This window comes from Parasphingorhabdus halotolerans (genome assembly GCF_012516475.1).
In the GTDB taxonomy this organism is placed as follows: Bacteria; Pseudomonadota; Alphaproteobacteria; order Sphingomonadales; family Sphingomonadaceae; genus Parasphingorhabdus; species Parasphingorhabdus halotolerans.
The window spans coordinates 2,182,952-2,196,503 of record NZ_CP051217.1 but is presented as its reverse complement, the minus strand read 5'-3'; the positions used below and the strand labels follow the sequence as shown (position 1 = coordinate 2,196,503).

Below are 13,552 nucleotides of genomic sequence, written 5' to 3'. Positions count from 1 at the left end.
ATAACTTCATACGAGAATGATTGAGCAGTTTCATGGCACAGGAAAAAACAGCACCGCAGCCCAAAGATTGGATCATGGGCATTGCGCCCTATGTCCCCGGCAAATCGAGCGGTGACGGCGGCCAGAAACTAATCAAGCTCTCCGCTAATGAAAACCCGTTGGGATGCAGCCCTGCAGCAGGCGCGGCGCTGAACGCAGCCTCTGGTTCGGTAGATCGCTATCCTGATCCCGGTTCGACCAAATTGCGCGAAGCCATTGCGGCAAAATTTAATCTTGATCCGGAGCGGATTATCTGCGGCACAGGCTCAGATGACGTGCTGCACCTCGCTGCCAATGCCTTTAGCGGCCCCGGAGACGAGATTATCTATGTCCGATATGGCTTCGCGGTCTATGATATTGCCGCGCGGCGCTATGGCGGCACGCCGGTGATTTCGGAAGATAATGACTACGGCACTGATGTCGATGCAATACTCGCCAAGGTCAACGACAAGACGCGGGTGATTTTTATCGCAAATCCCAATAATCCCACCGGTACTTTGACGCCCCGCGAAGAGATCGCGCGACTGCATGACGCTCTGCCGGGCTATATTCTGCTGGTGCTTGATGGTGCCTATGCCGAATATCTCGAGGCAGATGAAGATGATGGTGCGCTCGAATTTGCAAAATCGGCGAATAATGTTCTGGTGACACGGACATTTTCCAAGATTCACGGCCTTGCCGCAGAACGAATCGGCTGGGGCTATGGCCATGCTGATATTATCGGCGCGATGAACCGCATCCGTTTGCCGTTTAACGTGACCACAGCAGGGCAAGAGGCAGCTCTGGCGGCGCTCGCCGCTGACGATTTTGTCGCCTCCAGCCGCGAACATAACCAAAAATGGCGGCAGTGGCTGAGCGACGAAATGACCGCACTGGGCAATCACGGCCTGCGTGTCATTCCCAGCCACACCAATTTCCTGCTGGTGCTGTTTGACGGCAAGGTGACTGCCGAACATGCCAATGCCGCGCTGATGGACAAGGGCTATGCTGTGCGCTGGCTGCCCGGCCAAGGGCTGGTCAACGGCCTGCGCATCACCATTGGCACAGAGGATGAAACCCGCGGCGTTGCCAAGGCTCTACGTGAAATTCTGGAAGAAGCGGGCTGATGCTGCCGTTTTCCAATATTGCGATCATCGGTCTCGGGCTGATCGGGTCGTCGATTGCGCATAGCGTCCGCGCATCCATGGCCGGAGCGCGGATTACCGGCTTTGATGCCGACCCCACCGTTCGGGCGCGGGTGATTGAGCTTGGTTTCTGTGATGATGTCAGCGATAGCGCGGGCGCCGCGGTAACAGATGCAGATCTTGTCATGCTGTGCGTTCCGGTTGGTGCCATGGCGGCCATAGCAGCTGAAATTGCCGACGATCTGCCCGCAGATGCCATTGTTAGCGACGTCGGCTCGTCCAAGGGTAGCGTGATGGAAGTGTTGTCAAAAACACTGCCCTCGGCCCGCATCATTCCCGCGCATCCAGTGGCAGGCACTGAACATAGCGGGCCAGATGCCGGCTTCGCGACCCTGTTTCATGACCGCTGGTGTATCCTCACTCCGCCCGATGATGCGCTGGAAGGTGATGTCGAGCAGGTTAAAGCCTTCTGGGAAAAAATGGGCGCGAATATCGAGATTATGGATGCCAAGCACCATGATCTGGTTTTGGCAGTCACCAGCCACCTCCCGCATCTTATCGCTTATACCATCGTCGGCACGGCTTCCGATCTGGAAGACGTGACGCGCAGCGAAGTGATCAAGTACTCCGCCGGCGGTTTTCGCGATTTTACCCGAATCGCGGCTTCCGACCCGACCATGTGGCGAGATGTGTTTATGTCCAACAAGGATGCGGTACTGGAGATGCTTCAGCGATTTTCCGAAGATTTGACTGCGCTGCAACGAGCGATCCGCTGGGATAAGGGCGATGAGTTATTTGATCTCTTCACCAAGACGCGGGCGATCCGGCGCCGGATTATCGAAGAAGGCCAGGACGACGCCGCGCCGGATTTTGGGCGGAGTCACGAATAGCTTTTCCACATCGAAAGGCAGTTGCGCTGTTCTGCGCCAATATGCTGTGAAGTTTGTGAACTTTGAAAGAAAATTACACGTTAATCGTTCAATATATTAATCGCAGCATGCACCCGATCCCGGATATCATCGCGGTCCAGCCCCGGTTCAATCTCCGGCTGTACCGAGTAGGTAATCACGCCACTTTTTTGCACAAATGTATCCCGCGGGGACACAATTCCACTGTTGATCGCGACTGGCACCAATGGCAATCCTAGCAGCTTGTAAATGCCTGCAAAACCAGTTTGTAACTCTGGCTTTTCGCCATGCCTGGCGCGACTACCTTCTGCGAAAATTACAATCGGGCGGCCTTCGGCAATCGCCTTTTTTCCCTGTTTTATAATCTGCCGCATCGCTGCGCCGCCGCCGTCGCGATCGATACCCAGCAGGCCGTGCTTGGTCGCAATCCAACCCCATAGCGGGATGACCAGCAATTCCTTCTTGGCAATCACCACCGGTTTGTCAAAAATCCGCAACAGGTCAATCGTTTCGAACATGCTTTCGTGTTTGAACACATAGAGCAAAGGTTCGTTACGGATTTCACCTTTGATTTCGGCGCTGATGCCCAGAATATAGCGCGCGCAAAAATAATGATAGCGGCTCCACAATTTCGCCATGTACAGGATATTATCCTGTTTTATCACCGTCGCGATGAACGATGCGATGATGATCGGCGTAGAACCGCCATAGAAAATCGGCATGAAGATGAGGGAACGGATGAATGCCAGCATCTAGACGCCCGCCAATGCCGCAAGGCGGCGCATCAGAAATTTATTATATTCCTTGAACAAAGTGCCCAAAGACGGCGCGGTTTGCACGGCATCGGATACGATTGTTATCTCTGGAGGCATGGCGCGTTCGAGTTCCAGTTGCGCGCGGCGCATATGCCAGTCAGAAGTGACCAAACGGACGGACTTGTCTTCCCGGCGCGCAGCCCACCGCGCCGTTTCCAAAGCATTCGAGCGTGTATCGACCGCCTGAAAGCCCAAATCTATGCAGCAGTCGAACAATTTTACGGGTCTGTCATATTCAGCGGCCAATTCTCCCGGTTTGACATTGCGATCAACGCCCGAAACCAGCAGTCGCTTGGCCTTGTCACTTTCCAATATCGTAAGGGCGCGATCAATGCGCTTCGAGCCACCGGTTAACACGACAACGGAATCGGTACGTACATCTTCGTCGGCCTGGCGCGGCAGATCGACCGCGAACCAGGCAAAGCCGATGATCCATAGAAGCAGAATAAGGCTGAGCGATCGTAATATCATCAGAAGGGACTACAGTATTTTCCTTAGCGCGCCCATGATTGTCATTCGGGCGGAGAACATGGCGATGAGCATCCCCATTATCGGAATGGCGGCGATAATCAACCAACTGATCCACGACAGCCCCAAGGACTGGATCAACCCGGAACCCAGGGCCGAGACTTGCATGCTCACGAGCCAGACAATTAATCCACCGCCAAGCAACCCCAATAGGCCGCCAAGCAACGCATCAAGCGCGATCCGCCGCTGAAAAAGCCGGCTAATCTGACGGTCGGTAGCGCCGAGCAGGTGAATGACCGAAATAGTTTCGCGGTGGGTGTTGAGCGCGGCACGGGCGGCGATAATAGTTGCAGCGCCAGTGGCCAGCGCAAGCAATGCAACCAATCCGGCCGCTATCCACTGTAGCGATCGGACTAACGAAATAACCGGCGAAATAAATCCGCTGCTGGGCTCCACCCTTGCACTGCGAGCTAGCGGCTTGACGGCATTGCGCAACGCTTGCAGCTCTTTTTCATTCACTGGCCGGTCCAGCTTCAGGTCAATCAGTGCAGGGATAGGAATTTCACCGGCCAGTCCCTCTGTTCCAAGCCAGGGCTCGATCAGCGCTTCAATTTCTGACTGTGGCAGCACCCGTACTTCGCTGACAAAATCCAGCCCTCTTAACCCGGCTGCCGCGTCGTTGGTCTGTTGTGTTCTGCTATCCGGATTCGCCTCGACGATCTGGACTGTCGCCCTGCTCGAGAGCTCATCTGTCACGCTGCGCGCAGCTTCTGAAAAGGCCAGTCCGGCCGCCGCCGCCAGCACCGTCAGAAAAATCATGATCGCCACAACCCAAGGCATCGGGCCAGATAGTCGCCCTTCGGGTATCAAGCGCCGATCATGGGCGGGAATAACGAAGAAATCTAGCATCAGCGCCGATCTCTAAAACTGATCTTTGGGTAGCGGTGGATGCCGCAGCGAACCGGTCGGGTCAGACAAACAGCCTTGCTCCAGCTTCATCATCTGTGCGCCAGGCACTTTACTGAGCAAATGGATATCGTGTGTCGCCACAACAATAGTCGTACCGAGCGTGTTTAGCGCCTCAAAGAGCTGCAATAATCTTATCGCCATATCCGGATCGACATTACCAGTCGGCTCGTCGGCTACCAATATTTCCGGCCGCCCGATCACCGCGCGCGCAATCGCGACGCGCTGCTGCTCTCCGCCAGAAAGCGTAGCAGGCCGCGCCGAAGCCCTGTCGCCCAGGCCGACCCACTCCAGCATTTCCGCGACCGGCGTTTCCAGATCCTTTTCTTTTACTCCGGCGACCCGGAGGGGCAGCGCGATGTTATCAAAAGCAGACAGGTGGGACACGAGCCGAAAATCCTGGAACACGACACCAATCCGCCGCCGGAAACCGGGCAATCGTTCGCGCGGCATGGTCACAGCATCCTCGCCAAACAGCCGGATTAGACCGCGGCTCGGGCGCTGCGCCAGATAGAGCAGTTTCAATAGCGATGTTTTCCCGGCACCGGACGCGCCAGTCAAAAAATAGAAGCTGCCGGGATAGAGCGTAAAACTCAGGTCCGCGAGAGTTTCGGTTCCGGCACCATAGCGCAGACCCACATTCTCGAACTGAACAATTTCATTCATGGGTCTGTCATCCAAAAAAGCGGCCAGTGGCGCAACCCCGGAAAGGGTATAGCGTCACTCGGCGTTCCGGTTTCTCCAATAGGGCCTGTAAGGCAGAAAAATCAACCGCTTGATGCTCGTCAGCAATTATCCAAATCTGGAAAACGTGGAAAAAAAAGCACTTGTCTCAAAAGCATTAACCACAGGCTTGCAGTTTTGTGCTTTGGCGTGTTTAGACTGGCACCATGATATTGAATTGCCCGGCCTGCAAGACCCGTTATCTGGTTCCCGACAGCGCGATTGGCCCGACCGGCCGGTCCGTACGCTGCGCGTCATGCCGTCATAGCTGGTTTCAGGAGGGCAGCGTTAACGCGCCAGAACCTGCGATACCGGTGCCCGAAGATAGCGCGAGCAGTCCGCCTGCCGTCCCGACCTCACCAGTCAGCAGAACGCCTGAAAAACCCACCGCGCCGCCGCTGGCATCTTCGCCGCCATTTGTCTCGGAAACAAGCAGCTTTGCCCATGAGCCGCCGTTTAAGCCCCGTCGCAATCCGGCCAAACTCTGGACAATGGCTGCGATCGCATTTGCGGCACTGATCGTGCTTGCAGGCGGAGGGCTCTATGCTTTCGGTGCGCCGAACTGGTTCGCCAATTATCAGTTTGCTTCGATTGACGAAACCAAATTGCTGATAGAGCTTAGTCCCAAACAGGACCGGCGGACGCTTGAGGATGGCACGGAATATTTTGCTGCGAGCGGGACGATCATAAATCCCACATCCGAAGAGCAACCGGTACCGGCAATGCTGGTCATATTGCGCGATTCTACCGGGCGGGTAGTCTATAATTGGCAGATGAAGCCGCCCGCCAAAACATTGGCGCCCGGCGCAAAAGTTAAATTTAACGAAGCCAAACTGGATGTGCCTCGCGCGGCGAGCCAGCTTGAAGTGGGCTGGGCAGACGCTGAACGCACCGACCAGTAACAAATAGTGCGCATATTCAGTAGAATTCAACCAGCATTTCATCGGCAGCATCGCTACTCCCGCTAGCAACCTTCGTTCTGGATTGCGCGATCGGTAGCTCCATATATGGTCGATCGGACGATGTCATGTTGGGACGTCGAAGTTCACCATCAGCCCGAGCCCTTACAGCTTCACCGCTTATAATCCTGGCACTCACCTCAACATGCGCGCGCGCCGAACCGCGCGGCACCGGGTTGGCGGCATCCGGCGTGCCGGATAGAGACATCAAAAAGAGAAGCATCGTACTCATGGATCAGGATAAAGGCCCTGATCGACCGCTTCGACAAGGTAAATAGAAGGTTAATGCTGGGAATTTCCGGTCCATATCCTCCTAAAACGGATGGTCGATTGGAATTTGTAACAGATAGGGACATTGTGCGGCCGGAAGTAAATATCGGTGCCGCCTGGAGGGACACACAATTGAGTTGCGGCGATACTATCGCTTTGCTAATGGCACGCCCCTACCATGGGCCTTGTGGCCTCATCGGATATGACAGTGCGGTCGTGGCGGAATTGGTAGACGCGCAGCGTTGAGGTCGCTGTGGGGTTAATACCCCGTGGAAGTTCGAGTCTTCTCGACCGCACCAAATTCGTCGAAACCATGATCGATTGCAACACGATCATCGTCACAACTCCTGCGATGCAAGCGGGCCGGGGTCCGTTCTCTCAATACGCCAATAAATTGACAGTCGGGGCCATTTGGCTCGGTCTTATTGTATTGTCCTACCCTGTAACTAGGCTCTTTGGATCGGAGCTACCGCTTATCAAAACAGCGATTCTCCTCAACTTGACATTTTGAGGATCCAAATGAAGACGATATTTGTAGTAGGCGTGCGCGGTATTCCAGATGTCGAAGGCGGTGTTGAAAAATGCGCAGAACAGATATTCCCGCGCGCTGTCTCGGACGGTTGGCGTGTTGTGCTCGTGGGAACAGGAAATCATGTCAAATCCTGCGATTTTAAGGGCGTGGAATTGTTGCAAACACCGGCCCTCCGGTTTCTGAAAACCGACAAGCTGCTGTCCTATGTTTGCGCATTGTTTTTAGCAGCGCGGCTCCGACCTGATATTGTCCACCTGATGGGGCTGGGTTCCGCCCTGTTCCTTGGCATCTACAAAATTTTGGGGTTTAAAATTGTCGTTCGCTATGGGTCCGCTGACTATCTGATTCCCAAATGGGGGCGCATCGGACGCTTCGGATTTCTGCTTGCTGAGTGGCAATTACGCTGGGCCGATGCGATTATTGTTGTGACGCCAGCCCTTGTCCAACGCCTGAAAGCCAAAGGCATTACCAAGAACATTCATCTTATCCCTAACGCGATTGACCAGATCAAGGCGCTACCGCCACAGTCCGATCACAAACTCTACGGCCCCTATATTCTGACAGTCGGACGCATCACTCCGCAAAAAAACTATCTCTCTCTTGTTCGTGCCTTTTCCAATCTTGCAAACGCGCAATCCAATATTAGACTGGTTATCGCTGGCGGTGTCGACGACAGGAATTATATGCGGCAAATATCGCCCTTCCTCTGCGATCAAATCACTATGACAGGCCAAATTCCGCGCGCAAAACTCGCTGCACTCTATGAAGGCGCGAAGCTTTTTATCAATTGTTCGGTTCATGAAGGCCATTCCAACGCGGTGTTGGAAGCGATAAGCTGGAACTGCCCCATTTTGCTCAGCGATATTCCGGAAAATCGTGACCTGGAACTCGGCGCTACCCATTATTTTGATCCCCATAATAGCAAGAGTGTCGAAAGCGCCATAGCAAGGGTCCTGGCAAGTCCGGCGCGTTACCGCGTTGCCAAGACAAAGTTCCTGAACTGGGATCAAGTGGCTGCAAAGACCGGGCAAATTTATGATGATCTTCTCACAAACCGCGCCTCCCAATATCACGCAGAATATCGCGCATGAATGGTAAAATTCTTACTCTGTTTCTATCCTTTGGCGGATCTCTGCAAAAATGGAAGCACCAGAATATTCTGAGCCGCGAAATACAGCTTTATCTATATTATCTGGACACCAGCGCCTTCATCGGCATCCAGATTTTCTCTTACGATCATAGAGACAGAGAGCTACTCAAAAATATCAAACTGGCCGATATTGGCTACGCAAAAATCGATGTTATCGCGCCACAATACTCCGGTGGCCGTAGCATCTTTCCAAATATTCTATGGAGCCTCTTTGGACCTTTATTAGCGCGGCAGCTTATCGCGAAAAGTTTCGTTATAAAGACCAATCAAGTCAGCGGATGCTGGGCCGCTTTTATTGCAAAGGTCGCCACCAGAAAGCCATTGGTTTTCCGATTTGGGTATCTGCTTTCAAAACGCTTTCGTCAAAACGGCCAGCCGCTAAGGTCTGCGCTTGCGGCAATGGTCGAAAGGGCCGTATTCATCGCGGCAGAAAAAATTGTTGTCAGCGCCCGAAATGTGGCGGACCAATTGGCTGGCCAAGGACATCAACAAAAAACCGCTTTGATTCCCAGCTTCGTCGACACCTCTCTCTTCACCGAAAAGACGGATTTGAGTTTTGATGATCCGCTGGTCACTGTAAGCCGGCTCACGCCTCAAAAGAATCTCGAGAACCTTATCCGGGCTTGCGCGCTACTCGACAGATCTCTGACGATCTACGGCACTGGCCCTCTCGAAACGCACTTGCGAAAAACGGCCGCATCTATCGGTGCCAACATCCGGTTTGCGGGGACTATCCCAAACGATCAGCTGGCCGCCGCGTTACAAGGTCACAGTATTTTCATTTTGCCCAGTTTGCATGAAGGCCTTCCCAAAGCCCTGATTGAGGCCATGGCTTGCGGTCTAATCTGTGTAGGGTCCGATATTGACGGAATCACCGACCTTATTGATGATGGCGTGAACGGTCATCTCATCAACGGATTTGAATCACAGAATATTGCGCAAAAAATGCAGGATATCTTGCGGGACAAAAATATGGCCGTCAGCAAAAGAGCGCGGGAAACCATATTGTCGCGCCACAGCATCTCAAAATATGCAGCGGCAGAAATGGCTCTTTACGAGCAGTTCAATTGAAGCTTTCAGCCGGTCCGGGATTTGGTAAATTCATACCTGAGCGTATTTCCATCCGATATTTTATCCGAAACGCCCCGCTCGCCATTTTTGCATCATCGCTTCCTGGCGCTGTCAATTTTGCCATCATCCTTTTTCTCACTTTTACTTCGGGATTTGAGGCAACCGGCGAATATCGAATGTATTTTTCCATATTCGCCCTGATCGGCCTGATTACCATCCCGGAGACCGGCAAAATATTCATTCGGGCTTTGGCGAAGGACGACAAGCCGAGCGCTACTGCATTGCTGTGGAGCAGATTTGTCGTTTCGGTTTTGATTTTCATCACAACATCGGGATTTTTTTTGGTCAGTCAGGCTTTCGCCGCTCCCTTCATACCACCGGCAGTCCTCGGGATCACCGCGCTTTGTGTGCTAATTTATCCATTCGATCTATATCTCGCGAAATGGCAATCCCAGAAGAATTTCGGGGCGTATTGTACCGCAGAATCCATAAAATATGTTGGTGTTCTGGGCATTTTCATCGCCCTGACAGCCATGGGGCATTCGATCACAATATCCCTGGTTGCGCAATTGGGCCTGATCGCGGTTTTTCATATTATATCCTTCAGCCTCTTTGCCCGACATGCGTTTGATTTTGGGTCCATCGGTACAAACACCGCCGCATTGTTCAAAGTCGAAGAAGCGATTGAGGCACGACGTTTTAGCTATGCCGGAATCTTGCCCGCATCATTGGAGCATATCGACAAACTGCTTGTGGGTTGGGTTTTCGGGCTTGAGTTTCTGGGCATTTATACGTTGGCTTATTCCACCGGACGAACCATCTATAATATGCTCAAACCGGGTTTCTATATCTATTATCGCCAGTTTGTGGATACCATGCCGGGGCTATCAATGCTGCGCGTCATCGGCGGTGTTTTCACCCTTGTAGGGGTGATTTGCAGCATATTGTTCTGGTTCTTAAGTGTCAGTGGCGGGGCAATGCAAAAATTCCAGCCAGGCGCGGCGGCTACCATCATATTATTTGCGAGCTACGGCATAGCCATGGTGCGCGCTGTCTACGGCCAAGCCTATATATTGAACGTACGATCAGACGCATTGCACCTGTTGAAGGCAACAACATTAGCCAGCTTTGCATCGCTCTTGTTGCTGGCCCTGGCACTTGTTTCCTCACCAGCATGGGCGCTAATTTTACTGGCGCTGCAATATCCGCTGCGGGACGGGCTTACGTTGAAGCTGCTTGCCAACCACCATGGAACAGCGGCATGACTGTCAAACGCGATGTTACGGTTCCGGCTAGAAAGTATGATTTTATCCAGATCTGGCGCGGTATCGCAGTGCTGCTGGTTGTCTATTATCATTTCTCCAACCGCGTCCCGCAGGAATATCTCGGCATGGACAGTGACCCGTTCTTGGTCTTCTATTCCGGCAAGCTGGGCGTGCTGGTCTTCTTTATCATCTCCGGTTATCTTATTGCCAAGTCATTATCGCATAGCCAGAATTTAGCCCGTTTTTATGCAAAGCGCATATCCCGGATATGGCCGTTATTTATCTTGGCTTCGCTTTCGATATTCCTGTTCCTGCAATTTTTTGAACCGCCCGTCGTGCCATCCGGTCCAAAGAAATTCTTCGTTGAGGAACGGGACGGGCTTGATCTGTTCGGGAGTCTGTTTTTCCTCGAGGATCTCGGCTTTCGCTGGATGGACGGTGTTTTCTGGTCGATCCTGGTGGAGCTAAAATTCTATTTCTGGATAGGATTGCTGGCCTGGTTTCGACCCCGCAGTTTTGCGCGGGATTTTGCGATCCTGTCGATCGCGATGTCAGCCATTGAAATGATCATTGGCCTGTCCGAAATGCGTTTCCTCGGACCTATTGGGAGTGGGCTAAACGGCTTTTTCATTGCCCAGTATCTCCCCTATTTCGCCATCGGGGTTTTGCTGCTGACCAATAAACACCGGCCGCTACTGAGCATCGTGATCATATTGGCATTGGCGCAGGCGCTTTTAAAATCCGCCGCCAACCCTGATTTTGAGGCGGCGGGGACAGCGATATTCACTCTGTTTCTCGCCGCGTGTTTGGCGCTTGATGCTGCGTTGCTGCAGTCCAGGCTATTCCTCCATATCGGCGATAACAGCTATGGCTTCTATCTGTTCCATCAGATCATTGGCCTGACCATAATCAAGGCGTTGTCGGGGTATCTGAGTTATCAAGTCGCGATATTCGTTGCTCTTGTCGCCACATATGTCCTCGCTGTCTCCGCATCCTGGATTGCGGAGTGGCGCTTTCGTCAATTTTTCTTCGACCGGCTGATGACCATTTTTACGCTGCTAAAAATGGAAAAATTGCAACTCGCGCGTTCTGAAAAATGAACGATCGCAGACCAATTCCGATCATGCGCCACATTGGTTTGACCAGCGCTCTGGCACTCTTTGCTGTTGGACTTTTCCTGTCGGTAGCAGCGGTTAATCTCCATATCGGCGCTTTACCGCTCCGGGCGCTTTGTATTGTCTTCTCATTGGCCTTGGCAGGAATCTCAGCATATGATCTTCTCGTTGAAGCGATAGCGGGCGCGCGCAAAGCATTGTTTGTAATCGGATTTTGCATGCTGGTTGGGCTAATTGTAAGCCTGCTGAACAGGGCTGATACCAATGAATTAATAAGGCAAATAGCCGAGGTTCATTTGCAGGCTGCCGCTGGGCTTATTTTAGCGATGATGCTGGCTGCCCATTTCCGGATTAATCCACTCTGCCGATTATTTCTATGCGTTTGGGGTTTGTCGGCTGCGGTCGCCATTGCCCAGCTGGCAGGCATTGATCTGGCTTGGCAGGCGCGCGCCTTTTCAGGCGACCTGATGGCCGATCCTGCAATCACTGCGGCATTTTACGAAGAGAAAAAGCGCGCGCTGGGACTGTCATTCACGCCTGTCCATCTGGGTTCTCAAACGTGCCTCGCGTTCGCTGCTCTCTTTGCATATCGAGTTCACAACACGGATGGCACCGCCTTAAAGCAGGCAGATTTGCCGCTGATATTGGGATTGATGCTGATGATGCTTGTGTGCGTCGCATCAGGCAACCGTTCGCCCCTTCTCGGTTTTGCCGCTTTCACTGCGGCCTACTTTATCATCGTCGCACCGCGCATAGTTGTGATCCTCTTGCCTGTCATCAGCATCGTCATGGTTGCCGGCCTTCCCCTATTCGAAATGCTCGGTGAAACGGGACTGCGCGTTGCCAGCACCAAAGACGGGTCAGCCTTGGGTCGAGAGGCTTTGGCACTCTTTGGTCTACGGCTTTTTGTCGAACAGCCGTTTGGCTACGGCTTGCTGTTTGACAGCACCCAGTATGCCAATGCCCACCTCCATTTTACTGCAAACCTGCAAAACCCGAATGTCATCCGGCATTTTTCATTGCACAACTATTATCTGCAGATGCTCACCAAATACGGCATATTGTTGATTATCATCATCCCCCAGATCATTCCGCGAGACAGAGCGGCATTGTTTGGCTGGCTCGGATTTCTTCCTTATATTGTCCACATCGCCTTTCATAATGAGGGCCCGCTGACCTCGGACTTTATGTTCTGGTTTGTTATCCCGTTATTTTATCCTCTGGTCTCACAATTGCGCCAGAATGGCCGGAAGGAAACCGGGCGCTATAGTGGAATTGGTGTCGGCAATAACGCCATTGCGACGTCCGCTAAAACTGTTGCAGGAGCGGTGCTCCCATGACGGTTTCTATTCTAATGCCGACGCTGGGGAGACCGGGATGGGACAAATATCTCCCCGGTCTGCTCGCACAAAGACGCCCCGCCGAAGAGCTTATCATCATATTTGACCGGTCTACTGACAAGAAAGAACGTCACGGGCTGAGAGCGAAGTGGCCGGGTGTCGCTTTTTTGTTTAACAGTAAGCACATTGGTATCACAGCATCACTCAACAAAGGATTGGAAATCGCGACGGGCGAGTATATTTTCCGGTGCGATGATGACGATGAATGTCGCCATGACCGCATCGCTCGTCAACTGGATCATTTTGCCGCGACCGGGGCCGATTTCATTGGCAGTTGGGCAATGGGAGAAGTTTCAGAAGCAATGGAACAACAGTTCATAATCAAATGTCCCCTCAATGATCCCGACATTAAGGCAGCCCTACGGAAGCGTAATGTCCTGATCCATTCTTCGCTTGCATTCCGAAAAGAGGCTGTAATGAGTCTCGGTGGCTATGACGAAACCTTCACCAATGCGCAGGATTATGCACTCTATCTCGCCGCTATCCGCGCTGGTTTCCGTTTTGCTGCGGTTCCCGAGCCGTTGGTCACGCGACATTATGGACCGGAATCAATAACAGTAAGTCGGCGCAAGCAACAAGCCATGTTCTCATGCGCCGCGCGTGTGATCCATCACGCCCATTCCGGCAACCGTGCTGCTTTTCTCAAGACGTTGGCGGCCTATGCAATGCTGTCGCTGGTTCCGTCTTTTGCCAGAAGATGGCGGCGGAATTTATTCCGCGTCGTCGGTCGCGGCGCATAGAGGCTGA

The 13,552-nt window shown here is 52.9% G+C and carries 15 protein-coding genes and 1 tRNA gene; 10 read left to right on the top strand and 6 right to left on the bottom strand.

The features are described from left to right. Nucleotides 1-32 precede the first annotated feature (32 nt). Together hisC and HF685_RS10810 are read left to right on the top strand one after the other, a co-directional pair. Nucleotides 33-1,145 (top strand): histidinol-phosphate transaminase, encoded by a 1,113-nt coding sequence (gene hisC / locus HF685_RS10815; RefSeq protein WP_168819931.1) that lies wholly within the window; start codon nucleotides 33-35, stop codon nucleotides 1,143-1,145. Further along, on the top strand, nucleotides 1,145-2,053 hold the full coding sequence (locus tag HF685_RS10810; RefSeq protein WP_168819929.1) for a prephenate/arogenate dehydrogenase family protein: 909 nt from the start codon (nucleotides 1,145-1,147) through the stop codon (nucleotides 2,051-2,053). Before hisC ends, HF685_RS10810 begins: the two co-directional genes overlap by 1 nt. 80 nt (nucleotides 2,054-2,133) lie before the next feature. On the opposite strand, the gene HF685_RS10805 is transcribed toward HF685_RS10810, so the two are convergent. From HF685_RS10805 to ftsE, 4 genes are read right to left on the bottom strand one after another with little or no spacing between them, the layout of a single operon-like run. Further along, nucleotides 2,134-2,823, bottom strand: coding sequence for a lysophospholipid acyltransferase family protein (locus HF685_RS10805; RefSeq protein WP_168819927.1), 690 nt, complete (start codon nucleotides 2,821-2,823; stop codon nucleotides 2,134-2,136). Then, the gene (locus tag HF685_RS10800; RefSeq protein WP_168819925.1) at nucleotides 2,824-3,357 is read right to left on the bottom strand and encodes a YdcF family protein; all 534 of its coding nucleotides are present in this window, start codon (nucleotides 3,355-3,357) and stop codon (nucleotides 2,824-2,826) included. A gap of 9 nt (nucleotides 3,358-3,366) precedes the next feature. Then, nucleotides 3,367-4,263, bottom strand: coding sequence for a cell division protein FtsX (locus tag HF685_RS10795; RefSeq protein ID WP_168819923.1), 897 nt, complete (start codon nucleotides 4,261-4,263; stop codon nucleotides 3,367-3,369). Nucleotides 4,264-4,275: 12 nt separating this feature from the next. After that, nucleotides 4,276-4,986: a cell division ATP-binding protein FtsE gene (gene ftsE / locus HF685_RS10790; RefSeq protein WP_168819921.1), complete on the bottom strand. Its 711-nt coding sequence runs from the start codon at nucleotides 4,984-4,986 to the stop codon at nucleotides 4,276-4,278. Nucleotides 4,987-5,210: 224 nt separating this feature from the next. Between ftsE and HF685_RS10785 the strand changes: the two genes are divergently transcribed. After that, on the top strand, nucleotides 5,211-5,945 hold the full coding sequence (locus HF685_RS10785) for a zinc-ribbon domain-containing protein (protein WP_168819919.1): 735 nt from the start codon (nucleotides 5,211-5,213) through the stop codon (nucleotides 5,943-5,945). 16 nt (nucleotides 5,946-5,961) lie between these two features. On the opposite strand, the gene HF685_RS10780 is transcribed toward HF685_RS10785, so the two are convergent. Further along, entirely contained in the window at nucleotides 5,962-6,234 is a 273-nt protein-coding gene (locus HF685_RS10780; RefSeq protein ID WP_168819917.1) for a hypothetical protein, read from the bottom strand. Between the two features lie 248 nt (nucleotides 6,235-6,482). On the opposite strand from HF685_RS10780, the gene HF685_RS10775 reads away from it, so the two are divergent. The 3 genes from HF685_RS10775 to HF685_RS10765 all read left to right on the top strand — a co-directional run bounded on the left by HF685_RS10775 (nucleotide 6,483) and on the right by HF685_RS10765 (nucleotide 9,025). Continuing rightward, nucleotides 6,483-6,571 (top strand) — tRNA-Leu (locus HF685_RS10775). A 220-nt stretch (nucleotides 6,572-6,791) separates the two neighbouring features. Next, nucleotides 6,792-7,895 carry a glycosyltransferase family 4 protein gene (locus HF685_RS10770; RefSeq protein ID WP_168819915.1) on the top strand — a complete coding sequence of 368 codons (1,104 nt, stop codon included), beginning with the start codon at nucleotides 6,792-6,794 and terminating at the stop codon, nucleotides 7,893-7,895. Beyond that, complete coding sequence (locus HF685_RS10765; protein ID WP_168819913.1) at nucleotides 7,892-9,025, top strand: glycosyltransferase family 4 protein; 1,134 nt, start codon at nucleotides 7,892-7,894, stop codon at nucleotides 9,023-9,025. The genes HF685_RS10770 and HF685_RS10765 overlap by 4 nt, the downstream gene beginning before the upstream one ends. Here the strand turns inward: HF685_RS10765 and HF685_RS10760 are convergent. Further along, nucleotides 9,018-9,215 carry a hypothetical protein gene (locus HF685_RS10760; RefSeq protein ID WP_168819911.1) on the bottom strand — a complete coding sequence of 66 codons (198 nt, stop codon included), beginning with the start codon at nucleotides 9,213-9,215 and terminating at the stop codon, nucleotides 9,018-9,020. The two genes, HF685_RS10765 and HF685_RS10760, sit on opposite strands and share 8 nt — an antisense overlap. On the opposite strand from HF685_RS10760, the gene HF685_RS10755 reads away from it, so the two are divergent. From HF685_RS10755 to HF685_RS10740, 4 genes are read left to right on the top strand one after another with little or no spacing between them, the layout of a single operon-like run. Then, nucleotides 9,202-10,290, top strand: coding sequence for an MATE family efflux transporter (locus tag HF685_RS10755; protein ID WP_168819909.1), 1,089 nt, complete (start codon nucleotides 9,202-9,204; stop codon nucleotides 10,288-10,290). The two genes, HF685_RS10760 and HF685_RS10755, sit on opposite strands and share 14 nt — an antisense overlap. Next, complete coding sequence (locus tag HF685_RS10750) at nucleotides 10,287-11,390, top strand: acyltransferase family protein (RefSeq protein ID WP_168819907.1); 1,104 nt, start codon at nucleotides 10,287-10,289, stop codon at nucleotides 11,388-11,390. Before HF685_RS10755 ends, HF685_RS10750 begins: the two co-directional genes overlap by 4 nt. After that, on the top strand, nucleotides 11,387-12,745 hold the full coding sequence (locus tag HF685_RS10745; protein ID WP_168819905.1) for an O-antigen ligase family protein: 1,359 nt from the start codon (nucleotides 11,387-11,389) through the stop codon (nucleotides 12,743-12,745). The genes HF685_RS10750 and HF685_RS10745 overlap by 4 nt, the downstream gene beginning before the upstream one ends. After that, nucleotides 12,742-13,545 carry a glycosyltransferase gene (locus HF685_RS10740; protein ID WP_168819903.1) on the top strand — a complete coding sequence of 268 codons (804 nt, stop codon included), beginning with the start codon at nucleotides 12,742-12,744 and terminating at the stop codon, nucleotides 13,543-13,545. The genes HF685_RS10745 and HF685_RS10740 overlap by 4 nt, the downstream gene beginning before the upstream one ends. Nucleotides 13,546-13,552: the final 7 nt, after the last annotated feature.